Genomic DNA, 17323 nt, shown 5'->3' with positions numbered 1-17323 from the left:
CGGGGTGTCACCGAGATGCGCCGGCAGCGCCCTCAGTAGTTCGCGGATGTAGGTCTGGACGCCGCTTCCCCCGGGTCGAAGTGCAAGCGCACCGTACGTGATTCGTGTTGTGCAGTCGCGCATCCCACAGCTCCCAACAGCATCCAGAAGTAGAAGTCGAGCGGAAAGATCTCGAAATAGGTGGCCACCAGGCTGGCCGCCATCGCCGCGATGATCGAGGCACTGACACCCAGGACGAAGGCCCCGTCCGGGTCGGGGAGCCGGCGTGCGGACTGCACGCACCAGATCACCGCCGTCACGATCATCGCAAGAAAGAGCCACAACCCGATCGGTCCGAGTTCAAGCAGGACCTTCACGTAGTAGTTGTCGGGCTGGTAGTTCGACGACATGCCCTGGACCGTTCCACCCGCGCCGGCGGTGACCGTCTGCGTGTTCTCACCACGGGCCGCCGACATCGCATCTGCCGCCGACCCGCTGGAACCGAGACCGCGACCGAGCGGGTGCACCCCGATGCTGGCGAAGATCTCGCTCCATCCCGACCCGCGCTGGCTCAGGCTGCTCGACGAGAAGAACACCTTCGTGATCGAGGGCGGCAGGAACGGCAAGGACACCAGGGCGAGCGCGGTGATCGCGAGCATCGGCGCGATGAGGCGCCGGAATCGCAACGCCGCCAGCCAGATCACGCCGACGGCGAGACCGAGGATCGCCGCGCGGACCACCGAGGTGGCCATCGTGATCGCCATGACCGGCCAGAACGCGAGGAACAGCTGATTGCGGCGGCGGCTCGTGTCGGACAGCGCCACCGCCCCGCCGACCAGCAGGGCCATGGTGACGAACAGTCCGAACCCGAAGGGCTGGTTGAACGTGGAGAACGTGCGGAACAACGGTCCGCTCGAGCGGACCTGCTCACCGTAGGTGTAACCGAGTTCGACGAGCCTTGCCGGACCGACGATCTGCTGTCCGATGCCCACCAGGGTGGTGATCACGCCGAGGGTCATGATGATCGACACCAGGCGATCGCGGTCCTGGGCGTCGAACGGTGTCAGCCACAGCGCGAGCACCACGAACAGATAGAAGAAGGTCACCTTGACGCCGTAGATCCCGACGGGCCCGTAGACCCACGCCGCCGAGATCAGTCCGAGGCCCACCAGGCCGGCCGCCGCGGGCCACCACGGCATGTGAAGAGGCGGACCCGTTCGTGTGGACGGGCGGAGACGACGGTTCGCTGCGCAGATCAGCGTGACGGCGAGGATGCCTTCCTTCCAGGCCCCCGCGATCCCCGGGACGGGTGCGATGTCGAGTAGACCGTCGAGCGGGGTCAACGCGGCGAGCAGCAGGAGCCCACGCTGAGGCCGCTGGTAGATGGCAGTGATGACGACTCCGCCGAAGACGGCGGCACACAGCACGGCGAGCACGACGGGCAGGTGCTGCACGCGCTATCCGCCTTCCTCGTGCCCCCGCCGGTCGTTACCCCCGGTGAACAATGTTGACACCTCGGCGCCCGCTTGTCCGTGGCAACCCCGCGTAGAGCGTGTCACCACGGACAAGCGGCGGGCCTCAGTGACCCGAGATCCGGCGGCCCCGACGGGGGCGGGTGCGGTCGGGACCGGACTCGACGGTGACGACATGTGCGGCTTGTCGTGAGCGGACCGAGAGATCCGGGATGCCCTTCACCGGCTGATGCATCGGCAGCAGGATGTAACCCTCCTCCCAGGGGAACCGGCCGTACTCGTCGGGCCAGACCACCTGCAGCGTCGGGGAATCGGGGAACAGCAGGTTGGCGAGGATGAGTTCGTCCTTGTCGACCTGTTCGATCAGCCGCACCGAGACCGCACCGTCTGCAGACGGATGTCGGTCTGTGTCGCGACCAGATCGCGCCAGTCCTCGCGGTGCAGCAGGTCGCCGAGCTCGTTCAGGACGTGATGTGCGGTGACCGGATCGACGCCGTAGACGGCGAGTTCGGGGATCGAGTGCAGCGAGAGTCCTGCGGTGTAGGAGAAGCCGCAGTCGGTCTCGCGGCTGCTCGTCTCCGGAGATCCTTCGCCGATGGAGGTCACCTGCCAGCCGCAGCGACGGATGGTCTCGATGGTCGAGCGGATGACGGGATTGGGATGCCACCGGGGCAGACCTCGGATCGCGGCAGCGTGGTCTGACATGGATCGCTCCTTTGTTCGAAGGGTGACGACATGACACCACGGAGGTCCGACAACTCTGCTCGTCGAAGCCCGAGTGCCGGTCGGGCGCGGGCTCAGTCGGCCGGCCTTCCGCGGATGCCGAAGATCGTGAACACCATCGCACCTGCGGCGAACACCGCGAGCAGGGCGAGGCCGGTGGTGTAACTGTGGGTGGCGGCGTCGTAGGTGGCCCCCATGACCAGTGGCGGGAAGAAGCCGCCGACCCCGCCCGCGGCTCCGACGATGCCGGTCACCGAGCCCACGCGTTCGGCCGGCGCGGCCTGTGCGACCCAGCTGAACACGGACCCCGATCCGAGGCCCATGCAGATCGCCATCAGCACGAAATCGATGCCTGCCGGGATCTCCACCGGGGGTGTGGTGATCATCCAGGCGGCGAGGACCACCGCGCCGCCGCACGAGATCACCGTGATGATCCGCGGTCCGAACCGGTCGGACAGGATGCCGCCGAGCGGTCGGGCGAGTACCGCCGCGATCGCGAAACCCGCGGTTCGGGTGCCGGCCGCCTGCAGGTCGAAGTCGTAGACGTCCTTGAGGTAGGTCGGCAGATAGGTGCTGAACGCGACGAAACCGCCGAACGTCGCGGCATAGAGGAAACCGAGTTGCCAGGTGATGGGTAACTTGGCGGCGGCGGCGAGCTTCGGCACCACGGAGTCGTGGGACGGAACCCAGCGCGGTGAGTCGCGCATGAACATCCAGCAGACCGCCGCGGTCGCCGCCAGCGCCACCGCGATGACGACGTGGGTGGCGACGTATCCGAACCACGACACGAATCGCGGGGTGAAGAACGCCGACAGCGCGGTGCCGCCCATTCCCGCGCCGAACACCCCGGTCGCGAAGCCACGACGTGACTTGTCGTACCAGGCGTTCACGAAGGGAATGCCCACCGCGAACGTCGTACCGGCGACGCCGAGGAGGAACCCGGCGACGAGCAGCAGCGGGTAACTCGCGAGGCGACCGGCCGCCGCCACCAGCAACACGAACGGGATCGTGACGACCAGAAGCACCGTGAACATGAGACGACCACCGAACCGGTCGGTCAGGGCTCCGGTCAGGATCCGGCCCAGCGACCCCACGAGAACGGGGATCGCGACGAGGATCGACTTCTGGCTTGCCGACAGGTCCAGCTGATCGGTGTACACCACTCCGAGGGGGCCGATGAGATTCCATGCCCAGAAGCTGATCGTGAAGGCCAGCGTCGCGAGCGTGAGGTTGATCGACTGCGACCCGGTGGTTGCCCGGGTGGCTGCGGTGTCGGTGGTCATCGATCACGGTCCTTCACTCCGACCGGGGCCCAGCCCGGCCGAGACGGCCGGCTACCCGGTGCCGGTCGACGGTCGCGGCTCCGGTAGACGATGTACGGCCGGAACAGATAGTGCACGGGTGCGGTGAAGATGTGTACCAACCGGGTGAATGGCACCATCGCGAACAGGAGCATCCCGATCAGAATGTGGACGTGAAAGCGGAACGGGGCCTGCACCATCGCCGAGACGTCCGGTTGGAGGACGAAGATCGATCGGAACCACGGGGACACGGTCTCCCGGTAGTTCACGCCGTGCGCGTGCGGGTCCGCCGCGCCGATGATCGTGATGTAGGTGCCCGCGATCAACGCCGTGGTGAGCACGAGATACATCGCCTTGTCGTTGCGGGTGGTGGCCATGAACACCGGGCCGACGGTGCGGCGGCGGTAGACGAGCATGCCCACTCCGACGAGCGTCGCGACCGCGGCCAGCAGCCCGAAGATCGCCGCGCCCCAGTGGTAGGTCGTCTCGCTGACACCGACCGCGTCGGTCCACGACTCCGGGATCAGCAGACCCATCGCATGTCCGATGATGACCACGAGTATCCCGTGGTGGAACAGCGGCGAGGCCACTCGTAACAGGCGGGACTCGTAGAGTTCCGAGGATCTCGTGGTCCAGCCGAATTTGTCATAGCGATATCGCCAGATCGTGCCGCCGATCAGCAGTCCGAGCGTCACGTACGGCAGTACGCCCCAGAGGAAGATGTCCACGCGTCACCTCACGGTCGGGTTCGGGATCGGGGGTCGTGATGACGTCGGATCGATGGGGAGAAGCCGGGGATCGTAGGGTTCCAGTCCCACGGTCTCGGTGGGGACCGGCCGGCATCGTGCCATCGCCGTCTCGCGGTCGGGCGGGGACGGACTGGGCAGGGTAGTACACACCGCGGCCACCGCGCCGGCGTACGGTGAGTCCGCCTCCAGCAACGAGAACTTGATGAGTTCGAGTGCCGCGCGGTGTTTTTCGAGGAGTTCGACGCCTCGTCCGGGATCGGCGCGCGCACTGAACTCGAGGACGATCGGCAGATGGTCGGGTAGCTCGCCGTGGAGGTCGACGAGGAATCCGCTGTCCCGGTAGACCTGTTTGAACTCGCCGAGCGAGGATCCGCGCCGGCGGGTGTCGCCGTCCGACCAATAGGACAGGTACAGCGTGGATCGCTTCGACAGGTCGAACAGATCGATGTAGTTGCGACGCAGGGTCATCGCGTCCTCGCCGGCGAGGTGGTCGACGGTGCGTCCGAGCAACTGCACCGCGGCGTCCCGGCGCTGTTCGTCGAGAGCGGCGCGCATGAGGTCGATGCGCGAGAGCACGTCGTCGTCGGGATAGCTGAGGCACCAGGAGCTGATCTGGTGGATCACCCGGACTCCGGTCGATGTTCTCGCGGCGCGGTCGAACCGGGGGAAGGCCCTCATCCGCGATCGCCCCGTTCATTCTCTCGCCCGTGCTCCGCGCGGTCGGGGAACATCCCCGCGGGAACACCGTTCCCGTCCCAGTTCAGCAGGTTGGTGCGTCCGGCCAGCGTGTGCGAGCCGGCCGCGGTGTCGGTGGTCTGTCGCTGCCGCAGCGCGTGGAAGGTCTCCACCGAGACCGGTGCCGGACGGCCACTCGCCTCACCGAACGCGGACGAGTCGAACATGCCCGGACCCTCGTCGTAGTCGAGCGCACAGGCCATTTCGTCGAGTTTCTCGGCCTGTTCGAGATGTGCGGTCGGGATCACGTACCGCTCATCGTATTTCGCGATGGCCATCAGCCGGTACATCTCGTAGATCTGTTCCTCGGTCATCCCCACCGCCGCGGGGATGGCACCGTCGGGTTCCCGGCCGAGCGTGACATCACGCATGTAGGCACGCATCGCCGCCAGGCGGCGCAACACCGCGTCGACCACCGTGGTGTCACCGGCGGTGAACAGTTCGGCGAGGTACTCGACCGGGATACGCAGCGCCTCGATGGCGCCGAAGAGGGTTCCCGGGCTCTCCGCGTCGTGTCCTTGCTCGGCCAGCAGGTCGACGATCGGGGACAGCGGCGGGACGTACCAGACCATCGGCATGGTGCGGTATTCCGGATGCAGCGGAAGTGCGACCCGATACTTCTTGGCCAGCGCGTACACCGGTGAGCGGCGCGCCGCCGCCAGCCAGTCGTCGGGGATCCCGTCGGCCCGAGCCGCCGCGAGGACCTCGGGGTCGTCGGGGTCCAGCATCAGATCGAGTTGGGCCCCGTAAAGATCCTGCTCATCCGGGGTGGACGCGGCCGCGGTGACGGCGTCGGCGTCGTACAGGAAGATCCCGAGGTAGCGCAGGCGTCCGACGCAGGTCTCCGAACACACGGTGGGTTGACCCACCTCGATGCGCGGATAGCACAGGGTGCACTTCTCGGCCTTACCGGACTTGTGGTTGAAATAGATCTTCTTGTACGGACATCCGGTGATGCACTGACGCCAGCCGCGGCACCGGTCCTGGTCCACGAGCACGATCCCGTCCTCGCTGCGCTTGTAGATCGCGCCGGACGGGCACGACGCCATGCACGAAGGATTGAGGCAGTGCTCGCAGATCCGCGGCAGATAGAACATGAAGGTCTGCTCGAACCCGAGTTTGACCGCGTCCTCGCTGTCGCGCCGGAGCTTCTCGACGATGGGGTCGTGCGGCACGTGTTCTGTTGCGCCACCGAGGTTGTCGTCCCAGTTCGCCGACCAGGTCACCTTGGTGTCCTCGCCGGTGAGCAGGGATTTGGGACGCGCGACGGGGAAGTCGTCACCGAGCGGGGCATCGATCAGCGTCTGGTAGTCGTAGGTCCACGGCTCGTAGTAGTCGTTGATCGTGGGCTGCACGGGACTGGCGAACAGGGTCAACAGCTTCTGGAGCCGTCCCCCGGTGCGCAACCGCAACTTCCCGTTGCGGTTGAGTCGCCATCCACCGCGCCACGTGTCCTGATCCTCATAACGCCGTGGATAACCCTGCCCGGGACGGGTTTCGACGTTGTTGAACCACACGTACTCGGTGCCCGACCGGTTGGTCCAGGCCTGCTTGCAGGTCACCGAGCAGGTGTGGCATCCGATGCACTTGTCGAGATTCATCACCATCCCGACCTGGGCCATGACTCGCATCAGTACGTCACCTCCTGGCTGCGCTTGCGGATCGTCGACACCATGTCGCGTTGATTGCCGGTGGGGCCGAGATAGTTGAAGGCGTAGGACAACTGGGCGTATCCACCGATGAGGTGAGTGGGTTTGACGAGAAGTCGGGTGGGGGAGTTGTGGATTCCGCCGCGGCGCCCGGTCGCCTCCGACTTGGGTACGTCGATGGTGCGCTCCTGCGCGTGATGTACGTAGCAGACGCCCTCGGGCATCCGGTGACTCACGATCGCGCGGCAGACGAACACCCCGTTGGCGTTAACGCATTCGATCCAGTCGTTGTCGGACACCTCGATCGACGCGGCGTCCTGCGGACTCAGCCAGGCGACCGGACCACCACGCGACAGCGACAGCATGAACAGGTTGTCCTGGTACTCGGAGTGGATCGACCACTTGCTGTGCGGCGTCAGGTAACGCACCGTGATCTCGCGCGCGCCGTCGGGACCGAGTCGCGGTTCGCCGAACAGGCGGTGCATGTCCAGTGGGGGTCGGTAGATCGGCAGCGACTCGCCCATGTCGATCATCCAGTCGTGATCGAGGTAGAAGTGCATGCGTCCGGTGAGTGTGTGAAAAGGCTTGAGCCGCTCGATGTTCACGGTGAACGGGGCGTACCGCCGACCGCCGGTCTCGGAGCCGGACCATTCCGGCGAGGTGATCACCGGAACGGGTGCCTTCTGGGTGTCGGCGAACCTGATCCGCTTCTCCTCCGAACCTCGTGCGAGGTCGTCGAGTTGCACACCCACGCGGGTCTGGAGCTGTTCGAAACCGGCCACCGCGAGTGCGCCGTTGGTGGTGCCGGACAGCGTGAGGATCGCCTCGGCGAGCTTCTCGTCGGTGTCGATCGCCGGGCGGCCTTCGCCGGCACCGCTCGGCATGACGCCGTTGGACTCGGCGAGCGTCCGCGTGTGTTCCTCGAGAGGGTAGGTCACGCTCTTGACGGTGAAGCCCAGAGTGTCGGCCAGCGGTCCGATCGTCGCGAGCTTGTCGGCGATCGCCGTGTAATCACGTTCGACGACACTGAAGTTCGGCATGTTCCGACCAGGTGTGCCACGCACGCCGGTGTCGCGCCAGTCGACGACCCGCCCGTGCGGTTGGGCGGTTTCCCCGGGGGTGTCGTGCTGCATCGGCGCACTCACGAGGTCGTGACGTGTCCCGAGGTGCGTCCGAGCGAGCTCCGACAACTTGCGGGCGAGCCGGTGGAACAGCTCGAAGTCCGACTTCGCCTCCCAGGGGGGAGCGATGGCCGGGGTGAACGCGTGGACGAAGGGGTGCATGTCGGTGGACGAGAGATCGTACTTCTCGTACCAGGTCGCCGCAGGCAGCACGATGTCGGACAACAGCGTCGTGGAGGTCATGCGGAAGTCGGCGGACAGCAGCAGGTCGAGTTTCCCCTCGGGAGGCCGGTCATGCCACCGGATCTCGCTCGGACGCGGTGCCTCGGGATCTTCGGTCCCCAGCACGTTGTGATGTGTGCCGAGCAGAGTCCGCAGGAAGTACTCGTTGCCCTTGGCCGACGAACCGAGCAGGTTCGACCGCCACAGGACGAGAGTTCGCGGCCAGTTCTCCGGCGCGTCGACATCGGAGATGGCGGGTGTCAGGTCGCCGGTGTGCAGACGGTCGGCGACGTAACCGGCCACGTCGTCGGCGTCTCCACGGTCGACCGCTGCGGTGGCCTCGTCGGCGACGTCGAGGGGATTCGCCGAGAACTGCGGGTAGAAGGGCATCCACCCGAGCCGCGCGGACTGTGCGATCGCGTCGGCGGTGTGCTCGTGGTTCATCGAGCCGCGCGCCAGCGGCGAGGCGAGTGACGCGGTGGAATATCCATCGTTGCGCCACTGCCCGGTGTGCATGTACCAGTACGACGTCCCGGTCATCGTCCGAGGCGGACGCGACCAGTCGAGCGCGTTCGCCAGCGACACCCAACCGGTGATCGGACGACACTTCTCCTGCCCGACGTAGTGTGCCCAGCCGCCCCCGTTCCGGCCCATACAGCCGGTGAGGATGAGCAGCGAGAGGATCGCGCGGTAGGTCGCGTCGCCGTGGAACCATTGGCAGATTCCGGCGCCCATGATGATCATCGAGCGGCCCTGCGACTCTTCGGCATTGGCAGCGAATTCGCGGGCGACGCGGATCGCGGCCTCGGCCGGGACGCCGGTGATCTCGGCCTGCCACGCCGGGGTGTATGGCGTGGTCGCGTCGTCGTAGCCGGTGGGCCACTCGCCGGGAAGCCCGTCCCGGGCGACGCCGTACTGCGCGAGCATCAGGTCGAAGACGGTCGTGACGAGGCGGCCGTTGATCCGCCGGGCCGGGACACCGCGGCGGACCACCGAGCCGCTGCCGTCCGGTGCGTCGAAGACCGGGAAGGACACCGAGACGAGCTCCGCGTCGGGACCCAGGAGAGTCAGGGCGGGCCGCACGCCCTCGAGGTCGAGATTCCACCGTCCCACGCCGGACTCGGCGTACCGGAACCCCACCGAACCGTTCGGCACCGCGGGACCGTCGCGGTCCTCGTCCCAGAACACGGTCTTCCAGACGTCCTCGGCGGTGTGACCGGAGCCGACTTCGTCGGCGGTGGGGCTGGAGCCGACTTCGTCGGCGGTGGGCCTGGAGCCGACTTCGTCGGCGGTGACGAACTTGGCCGCCACCAGCGTGTCCTGGTCGTCGTGCTCGTCGAGGCGGATGAGGAACGGGAGGTCGGTGTAGGTGCGGACGTAGGAGTCGAAGAAGTCGGTCGTGCGGTCGCGGAAGAACTCGGTCAGGATGACGTGGCCCATGGCCATCGCGAGAGCGGCGTCGGTGCCGGCCTGCGCCGGTAGCCACTCGTCGGCGAACTTGGTGTTGTCGGCGTAATCGGGACTGACGGCGACCACCTTGGTGCCGCGATAGCGAACCTCGGCCATCCAGTGTGCGTCCGGGGTACGGGTGACGGGCACGTTCGATCCCCACATCATCAGGTAGGTCGCGTCCCACCAGTCCCCCGATTCCGGGACGTCGGTCTGGTCGCCGAACACCTGCGGACTCGCCACGGGCAGGTCGGCGTACCAGTCGTAGAACGACGTCATGACGCCGCCGATGAGCTGGATGAAGCGCGTGCCGACGCAGTGGCTCACGATCGACATCGCGGGGATCGGTGAGAATCCCGCACACCGGTCGGGCCCGTAGGTCTTGATGGTGTGGACATGTGCCGCGGCCGCCATCTCGGTGGCTTCGTCCCAGCTCACCCGCACCAGGCCGCCTTTGCCCCGGGCCTGCTGGTAGGAGCGGCGCCGGAGCGGATCGGACACGACATCGGCCCAGGCGAGGACGGGGTCACCGAGCCGGGCTCTCGCCTCGCGGTACATCTCGACGAGAACACCTCGCGCGTACGGGTGCCGAACACGCGTGGGGGAGTAGGTATACCAGGAGAATGCGGCGCCGCGCGGACATCCGCGTGGCTCGTACTCGGGTCGGTCGGGTCCCACCGACGGGTAGTCGGTTTCCTGGGTCTCCCAGGTGATGATCCCGTCCTTGACGTAGACCTTCCACGAGCACGAACCGGTGCAGTTCACCCCGTGCGTGGAACGGACGATCTTGTCGTGGCTCCACCGGTCTCGATAGAAGACGTCGCCGGCGCGCCCACCGTCACGGAATACTGCGCGACGGTCGTCGGTCTCGTCCCAACGGGTGAAGAACTTGCCGATGTTCAGAAGGGCAGTGGCTGCAGTGCCCTGAGTGTCGCCGGACCGGGCCATGCGCGCAACGATACGGATCTGTGTCAGGCGATATCTGCCATTTCCTCGATTCGACGCGAATGCGACAGACAATCTCAAGAATGGTGTGTCGGGAAATCAAATCCGCACACTCGAACAATTGCGGACCCCAGGGCAGGTTGCGCTCATCGATTGCGTAGGTCTGACGTGCTTCGGCGTCGTGGGTCAGTGCGTGGCGACTGTCAGCAGCACCGCGGAATCCTCGCGGGCGGTGAGTCCGTGACGCTCGGGAGGGATCGTGACGAGGTCGCCCTGCCGGCCATCCCAGTTGTGCTCGCCCGTCTTGAGGGAGACGTGGCCCCGGAGGACGTGAAGGGTTGCCTCGGTGGGGCTTTCGTGATCGGACAACGTGGCTCCGGCGACCAGCGCGATAACCGTCTGTCGCAGGTGCCGTGAGGAGTCGCCGTACAGTGTGTGCGCAGCGCGACGGCTCCTGGCCCCATGTGCGGTGGTCAGGAGCTCGTCGACGAGTTCGGGCAGCCGGGTCGAGTGCATGGCTCGACGATGGCATACGGCGCGCACGATGGTTGTGGTTCTGCCGATCGACGCCGATTTGTTGCCGACCGGAACACTGCCGGAGCTTTCGCCGGCTTACACATGTGCGGCCTGGTGAATAGTGCGCTGCTCTGGGCGGAACTCGCGCTGAATACGCGATGTCGTCATGGTGCCTGCGGAAATCGGTGGTCTCTTCACGGGGCTGGTCGGATGATGATCGTGGCCGCGTCGGCTCGACGGGTCAGACACGCGAAGAGCGCCGATCGAGTGAGCCCCAGTCGAGAGAGCCGCCGTCGGGTGACCCGGATCTGCTGTCGACAGCGTCGTGTCATCCGGCAATCACGCGCAGTATGCGGTCGTCGTCATCGGTGGGCTGTCCGCGGCCGTCGGTGTTGCTCGTGCTCACCCAGAGCGAACCGTCGGGTGCTGCGGCCACCGCGCGGATCCGTCCGTAGTCGTCGGTGAGGTGACTCGCCGGTTGACCGGTCGACTCGCCGTCGAGGGGCACCTCCCACAGCCTCCGGCCGCGCAACGCGGCGACGTACGCGCGATCACCGACGATCGCGAGGCCGGCCGGCGAGGCCTCCTGCGGGGTCCAGGTGACCTTCGGGGCGATGAACCGAGGATCGTCGGATTCGCCTTCGAACTCGGGCCAGCCATAGTTGCCGCCGCGCCGGATGAGGTTGAGTTCGTCGCGCTTGTTCTGGCCGAACTCGGTTGCCCACAGGCGGCCCGCGCCGTCGAATGCCAACCCTTCCACGTTGCGATGGCCGTAGGAGTAGACCTCGTTGCCGAACGGGTTGCCGGGCCATGGGCGACCCTCGGTGTCCACACGTAGGATCTTGCCGTTGAGGGACCGTATGTCTTGTGCGACAGCGGGTTCGGCTGCATCGCCGACCGCGACGAAGAGGCTGCCGTCGGCATCGAAGACGAGCGCACCGCCGTGGTGGTTGTAGGCGGCGTCGAGGCCGCGCAGGAGCGTGCGCGGACCGGTGAGTCGCCGGCCGTCGAAGTCCAGCCGGACGAGCCGGTTGTCGGAGTCGGTGGTGTAGTAGACGAACACCGCGTCCTCGGCGCCCGGGGCGATCGCGATGCCCTGCAGCCCACCCTCGCCGCGAGGCGCGGCGTCGCCGATCTCGCCGACGGTCCGGACCTCGCCCGACCCGGACACCCGCACGATCGTGGCGTCGTCGCGTTGGGTGACCAACGCATCGCCGCCGCGGAGGAATCCCATTGCCCACGGCACGTTCAGTCCCGAGGCGATCACCTCGACGGCTGTCCTCCCCGTGTCCTCGGTGTCTCTCTGCCCGTCGCGCGACGGTGAGGGGCGGACGACGTCGGCGCCCGAGCAGCCGGAGGTGAGTACGGCGCCGGTGAACCCGAGCAGCCCGGCGGTGAGAAGCTGGCGGCGATCCATACCCTCGATGGTGCCCGATCTCGGTGGCGCTCCCGGGCCCGATTTGGGTCTGGCCAGCAGATTCCCTACACTAGACCGGTTGCCTGTGCACCTCAGGTGCCCGGGACACAACTGAATAGTCTCCGGTGCCGGCGAAAAGCCAAGGGCACCGGCGGCGAGAACCTTCAGAAACTATCCACTTCGTGGAAGGCCCACCGCAGGTCAGAGGGATTTCCCTCTCATCGGCGCTGTATGGGAACCGCCACGAGAAAGGTTGACGGTCACCCATGACCATGACTGACCCGATCGCAGACTTCTTGACACGTCTGCGCAACGCCAACTCGGCGTACCACGACGAGGTGAAACTCCCGTCGTCGAAGATCAAGGTGAACATCGCCGAGATCCTCAAGCGTGAGGGCTACATCACCGACTACCGCATCGAGGATGCGGAGGTCGGCAAGAGCCTCATCGTCTCCCTGAAGTACGGCCCCAGCCGTGAGCGCTCCATCGCAGGTCTGCGCCGCGTCTCGAAGCCGGGTCTCCGGGTTTATGCAAAGTCCACCAACCTGCCCAAGGTGCTGGGCGGCCTCGGCGTGGCCATCATCTCCACGTCGTCGGGTCTGCTCACCGATCGCCAGGCAGCCAACCAGGGCGTGGGCGGCGAAGTCCTCGCCTACGTCTGGTAGGGGAGGAAACGACATGTCGCGTATCGGTAAGAACCCCATCGAGATCCCCGCGGGCGTCGACGTCACCGTCGACGGACAGCGCGTCTCCGTCAAGGGCCCGAAGGGTGAGCTCTCGCTCACCGTCTCCGAGCCCATCGAGGTCGCCAAGGAGGACAACTCCGTCGTCGTGACCCGCCCCAACGACGAGCGTCGCAGCCGCGCGCTGCACGGCCTGAGCCGTTCGCTGATCAACAACCTGGTCATCGGCGTCACGCAGGGCTACACCACGAAGATGGAGATCTTCGGTGTCGGCTACCGCGTCCAGGCGAAGGGCAAGGACCTCGAGTTCGCCCTCGGTTACAGCCATCCCGTACCGATCGAGGCCCCCGAAGGCATCACCTTCGCCGTGGAGTCCCCGACCAAGTTCTCGGTCTCGGGTATCGACAAGCAGAAAGTCGGCCAGATCTCGGCGAACATCCGCCGCCTGCGTCGTCCGGACCCCTACAAGGGCAAGGGCATTCGCTACGAGGGTGAGCAGATCCGTCGCAAGGTCGGAAAGACGGGTAAGTAAGCCATGAGTGACACAGCTACCAAGACCAGCCGTAAGCCCCTCGGCAAGGACGTGTCGACGCGTCGTCGCACCGCGACCGCCAACCGGCACTTCCGTCTCCGCAAGAAGGTCAGCGGAACCCCGGAGCGTCCGCGTCTCGCCGTCAAGCGCAGCTCGCGCCACATCCACGTGCAGCTCATCGACGACCTGGCCGGCAAGACGCTGGCCGCCGCGTCGTCGATCGAGTCCGACGTGCGTGCGGCCGGCGGCGACAAGTCGGCGCAGGCCCGCAAGGTCGGCGAGCTCATCGCCGCTCGTGCCAAGGCCGCCGGCGTCGACGCCGTCGTGTTCGACCGTGGTGGCAAGGACTACCACGGCCGTATCGCCGCGCTCGCGGATGCCGCCCGTGAGGGAGGCCTGAGCTTCTGATGACCATCTTCACCAGCTACACCCACATGACCGGAGGGAACCTCTGATGCCCGGACGTCAGCGTGACGGCGGAAACGGACCCGCCGGTAACGACAGCAACCAGAACACCGCAGGTGGCGGCAACGACCGTCGCGGCGGTGGCCGCGGAGATCGCCGCGATCGCGGCGGCCGCGACCAGGACCGCAACCAGCTCGAGCGCGTGGTGACCATCAACCGCGTCTCGAAGGTGGTCAAGGGTGGACGTCGTTTCTCGTTCACCGCTCTCGTGGTGGTCGGCGACGGCCAGGGCATGGTCGGCGTCGGCTACGGCAAGGCCAAGGAAGTCCCGGCCGCGATCCAGAAGGGCGTCGAAGAGGCTCGCAAGAACTTCTTCCGCGTGCCGCTGATCGGTGGCACCGTCACCCACCCGGTTCAGGGTGAGGCCGCTGCCGGTGTCGTCATGCTGCGCCCGGCCAGCCCCGGTACCGGGGTGATCGCCGGTGGCGCGGTGCGTGCCGTGCTCGAGTGCGCGGGCGTCCACGACGTCCTCGCCAAGAGCCTCGGCTCCGACAACGCCATCAACGTCGTCCACGCCACCGTCGCCGCTCTCAAGATGCTGCAGCGTCCCGAAGAGGTCGCGGCCCGCCGCGGTCTGCCGATCGAGGACGTCGCTCCGGCCGGTATGCTGCGCGCTCGCGCAGGACAGGGAGTCTGATCATGGCAGAGCTGAAGATCACTCAGGTCAAGGGCACCATCGGTACCAAGAAGAACCAGCGTGACAGCCTGCGGACCCTCGGACTGAAGGGCATCCGCCAGACCGTCACCCGCGAGGACACGCCGATCAACCGCGGCCTCATCAACGCGGTTCGTCACCTCGTGACAGTCGAAGAGGTTTAAGCAATGACCATCAAACTCCATCACCTTCGCCCCGCACCGGGGTCGAAGACCGACAAGACCCGCGTGGGTCGCGGTGAGGGATCCAAGGGTAAGACCGCGGGCCGCGGCACCAAGGGCACCAAGGCGCGCAAGAACGTGCCGGCCGGTTTCGAGGGTGGCCAGATGCCGATCCACATGCGGCTGCCGAAGCTCAAGGGCTTCACCAACCGCAACCGGATCGAGTACCAGGTCGTCAACGTCGGCGACATCGCGCGCCTCTTCCCGCAGGGCGGCACCATCGGCGTCGACGAGCTCGTCGCAGCCGGCGCGGTGCGCAAGAACAAGTTGGTGAAGGTGCTCGGCGACGGCGACCTGTCGGTCAAGGTCGACATCACCGCCGACAAGTTCACCGCCTCCGCCAAGGAGAAGATCGCCGCTGCCGGAGGCAGCGTCACCGAACTCTGACGGAACAGACCCGCGGTCGGGCGGCAGCAGAGCTGCCGCCCGACCGGGGCGTTTCGGCGTCACTGTTAGAGTTTCAGACGTTGTCTGCCGCATCCGCACAGATCGCCGCATCCCGAACATTGTCGACTGCCGAGCACACGGGGGATCGGGTCGCCACCGACCCGGAACACAGACCTCGCGTGGTCGTTCCTAGGAGGAGTTAGTGCTTTCCCCCCTCTTCGCGGCCATACGGACGCCGGACCTGAGGAAGAAGATCCTCTTCGTTCTCGGCATCATCGTCCTGTATCGCCTCGGTGCGACCGTGCCGTCGCCCGGCGTGGACTACCAGGCCGTGCGGGCATGTCTGGACGAGGTCTCGAACGGTGAGTCGAGCTCGGTCTACTCCCTGATCAACCTGTTCTCCGGCGGCGCGCTGCTGCAGCTGTCGGTGTTCGCGATCGGCATCATGCCGTACATCACGGCGTCCATCATCGTCCAGTTGCTCACGGTGGTCATCCCACGGTTCGAGCAGCTGCGCAAGGAAGGCCAGGCCGGTCAGGCCAAGATGACGCAGTACACGCGTTATCTGGCTGTGGCGCTGGCACTTCTCCAGTCGACCGGCATCGTCGCCCTCGCCGACCGCGGTCAGCTCCTCCCTCAGTCCTGTGCGACCAGCGGTGAGGTCCTCAACGACTCGAGCATCTTCGGTCTCGCGATCATCGTGCTCGTCATGACCGCCGGCGCCTGTGTCGTCATGTGGTTCGGCGAGCTCATCACCGAACGCGGCATCGGCAACGGCATGTCGCTGCTGATCTTCGCCGGTATCGCCGCTCGCATCCCGGCCGAGGGTCGCACCATCCTGAACTCCCGCGGCGGACTCGTCTTCGCGCTGGTGTGTGTCGCCGCGCTGATCATCGTGGCCGGCGTCGTCTTCATCGAGCAGGGTCAGCGCCGCATCCCGGTGCAGTACGCCAAGCGCATGGTCGGCCGCAAGATGTACGGCGGGTCGTCGACCTACCTGCCGCTGAAGGTGAACCAGGCCGGCGTCATCCCGGTCATCTTCGCCTCGTCGCTGCTGTACCTGCCGCAGCTGATCGTCGAACTGACGCGCAGCACCGACGGCACGCAGTCGACCTGGCAGGAATACGTCACCAGGTACCTGACCGATCCCAGCAACGGGGTCTACATCGCGGTCTACTTCCTGATGATCATCTTCTTCACGTACTTCTACGTGGCGGTGACGTTCAATCCGGAGGAACGCGCCGACGAGATGAAGAAGTACGGTGGCTTCATCCCGGGCATCAGGCCGGGCGCCCCGACCGCGGAGTACCTGGGCTATGTGCTCAGCCGCATCACTCTGCCGGGCTCGATCTACCTCGGTATCATCGCGGTGCTGCCGAACCTGTTCCTCGAGATCGGTAACAGCGGCAACGTCCAGAACCTGCCATTTGGGGGCACGGCCGTGTTGATCATGGTCGGTGTGGGTCTGGACACGATGAAACAGATCAACAGTCAGTTGATGCAACGCAAGTACGAAGGATTCCTCAAGTGAGACTCGTTATTCTCGGCCCCCCCGGCGCAGGTAAAGGCACCCAGGCGGAACTGCTGAGCGAAGCCCTCGGCATCCCGCACATCTCCACCGGTGACCTGTTCCGCGCCAACATCTCCCAGGGCACCCCGGTCGGCATCGAGGCCAAGAAGTACCTCGACGCAGGCAACCTGGTCCCGTCCGAGATCACCGTCGACATGGTCCGTGCGCGCGTGAGCGAGCCGGATGCGACCAAGGGCTTCATCCTCGACGGATTCCCGCGTTCGACCGAGCAGGCCGACGCGCTCAAGGAGATCCTGGCCAACCTCGACGCCTCGCTCGACGCCGTGCTGTCCTTCGTCGTCGACACCGATGTCGTCGTCGAGCGCATGCTGGCCCGTGGCCGCGCCGACGACACCGAAGAGGTCATCCGCAACCGGATGGACGTCTACACCAAGGAGACCTCGCCCCTGCTCGACTACTACGGCGATCAGGTCAAGACCATCGACGCGGTGGGCGACATCCAGGATGTCCACCAGCGTGTGCTGAGCGCTCTCGGCGCCGGCGTTTCCTGACGTCCCGCCGACTGCGTCCG

Annotated in this window: 16 protein-coding genes and 1 pseudogene; 8 read left to right on the top strand and 9 right to left on the bottom strand. The window is 66.3% G+C overall.

Annotation, left to right across the window (positions count from 1 at the left end; all coding sequences use genetic code 11):
- Positions 1-32: 32 nt before the first annotated feature.
- From GAA2_RS18015 to GAA2_RS17975, 9 genes and pseudogenes are all read right to left on the bottom strand, one after another.
- Positions 33-1433: an O-antigen ligase family protein gene (locus tag GAA2_RS18015; protein ID WP_191834495.1), complete on the bottom strand. Its 1401-nt coding sequence runs from the start codon at positions 1431-1433 to the stop codon at positions 33-35.
- 124 nt (positions 1434-1557) lie between these two features.
- Positions 1558-2156: pseudogene (locus tag GAA2_RS18010) on the bottom strand (DUF4262 domain-containing protein).
- 92 nt (positions 2157-2248) lie between these two features.
- Positions 2249-3457, bottom strand: coding sequence for an MFS transporter (locus tag GAA2_RS18005; RefSeq protein ID WP_024497728.1), 1209 nt, complete (start codon positions 3455-3457; stop codon positions 2249-2251).
- On the bottom strand, positions 3454-4203 hold the full coding sequence (narI, locus tag GAA2_RS18000; protein WP_159404908.1) for a respiratory nitrate reductase subunit gamma: 750 nt from the start codon (positions 4201-4203) through the stop codon (positions 3454-3456). Before narI ends, GAA2_RS18005 begins: the two co-directional genes overlap by 4 nt.
- A 3-nt stretch (positions 4204-4206) precedes the next feature.
- Positions 4207-4902 carry a nitrate reductase molybdenum cofactor assembly chaperone gene (narJ, locus tag GAA2_RS17995; protein ID WP_191834494.1) on the bottom strand — a complete coding sequence of 232 codons (696 nt, stop codon included), beginning with the start codon at positions 4900-4902 and terminating at the stop codon, positions 4207-4209.
- Complete coding sequence (narH, locus tag GAA2_RS17990; protein WP_024497731.1) at positions 4899-6590, bottom strand: nitrate reductase subunit beta; 1692 nt, start codon at positions 6588-6590, stop codon at positions 4899-4901. The genes narJ and narH overlap by 4 nt, the downstream gene beginning before the upstream one ends.
- Positions 6590-10348: a nitrate reductase subunit alpha gene (locus tag GAA2_RS17985; protein WP_159404906.1), complete on the bottom strand. Its 3759-nt coding sequence runs from the start codon at positions 10346-10348 to the stop codon at positions 6590-6592. The genes narH and GAA2_RS17985 overlap by 1 nt, the downstream gene beginning before the upstream one ends.
- Positions 10349-10531: 183 nt before the next feature.
- Entirely contained in the window at positions 10532-10861 is a 330-nt protein-coding gene (locus tag GAA2_RS17980) for a cupin domain-containing protein (RefSeq protein WP_006360202.1), read from the bottom strand.
- 328 nt (positions 10862-11189) lie between these two features.
- Complete coding sequence (locus GAA2_RS17975; protein WP_159404905.1) at positions 11190-12278, bottom strand: PQQ-dependent sugar dehydrogenase; 1089 nt, start codon at positions 12276-12278, stop codon at positions 11190-11192.
- A gap of 266 nt (positions 12279-12544) precedes the next feature.
- On the opposite strand from GAA2_RS17975, the gene rpsH reads away from it, so the two are divergent.
- The 8 genes from rpsH (at position 12545) to GAA2_RS17935 (ending at position 17303) form a co-directional block, all read left to right on the top strand.
- Positions 12545-12943 (top strand): 30S ribosomal protein S8, encoded by a 399-nt coding sequence (gene rpsH / locus GAA2_RS17970; RefSeq protein ID WP_005197628.1) that lies wholly within the window; start codon positions 12545-12547, stop codon positions 12941-12943.
- Positions 12944-12956: 13 nt separating this feature from the next.
- Entirely contained in the window at positions 12957-13493 is a 537-nt protein-coding gene (rplF, locus tag GAA2_RS17965) for a 50S ribosomal protein L6 (RefSeq protein ID WP_006434616.1), read from the top strand.
- A 3-nt stretch (positions 13494-13496) separates the two neighbouring features.
- A complete protein-coding gene (gene rplR / locus GAA2_RS17960; protein ID WP_024497734.1) occupies positions 13497-13901 on the top strand; it encodes a 50S ribosomal protein L18 in 405 nt (134 codons plus the stop codon).
- A gap of 46 nt (positions 13902-13947) precedes the next feature.
- Entirely contained in the window at positions 13948-14595 is a 648-nt protein-coding gene (gene rpsE, locus GAA2_RS17955) for a 30S ribosomal protein S5 (RefSeq protein ID WP_006434614.1), read from the top strand.
- A gap of 2 nt (positions 14596-14597) precedes the next feature.
- Complete coding sequence (gene rpmD / locus GAA2_RS17950) at positions 14598-14777, top strand: 50S ribosomal protein L30 (RefSeq protein ID WP_005197622.1); 180 nt, start codon at positions 14598-14600, stop codon at positions 14775-14777.
- A 3-nt stretch (positions 14778-14780) separates the two neighbouring features.
- Positions 14781-15221: a 50S ribosomal protein L15 gene (gene rplO / locus GAA2_RS17945; protein WP_004023566.1), complete on the top strand. Its 441-nt coding sequence runs from the start codon at positions 14781-14783 to the stop codon at positions 15219-15221.
- Between the two features lie 202 nt (positions 15222-15423).
- Entirely contained in the window at positions 15424-16752 is a 1329-nt protein-coding gene (secY, locus tag GAA2_RS17940) for a preprotein translocase subunit SecY (RefSeq protein WP_024497735.1), read from the top strand.
- Positions 16749-17303, top strand: a complete 555-nt coding sequence (locus tag GAA2_RS17935) for an adenylate kinase (protein WP_024497736.1) — start codon at positions 16749-16751, stop codon at positions 17301-17303. Before secY ends, GAA2_RS17935 begins: the two co-directional genes overlap by 4 nt.
- Positions 17304-17323 lie beyond the last annotated feature (20 nt).

Origin of the sequence: Gordonia ajococcus, assembly GCF_012974285.1 — a bacterium.
Classification (GTDB): domain Bacteria; phylum Actinomycetota; class Actinomycetes; order Mycobacteriales; family Mycobacteriaceae; genus Gordonia; species Gordonia amicalis.
This window is presented reverse-complemented; position numbering and strand designations above follow the sequence as displayed.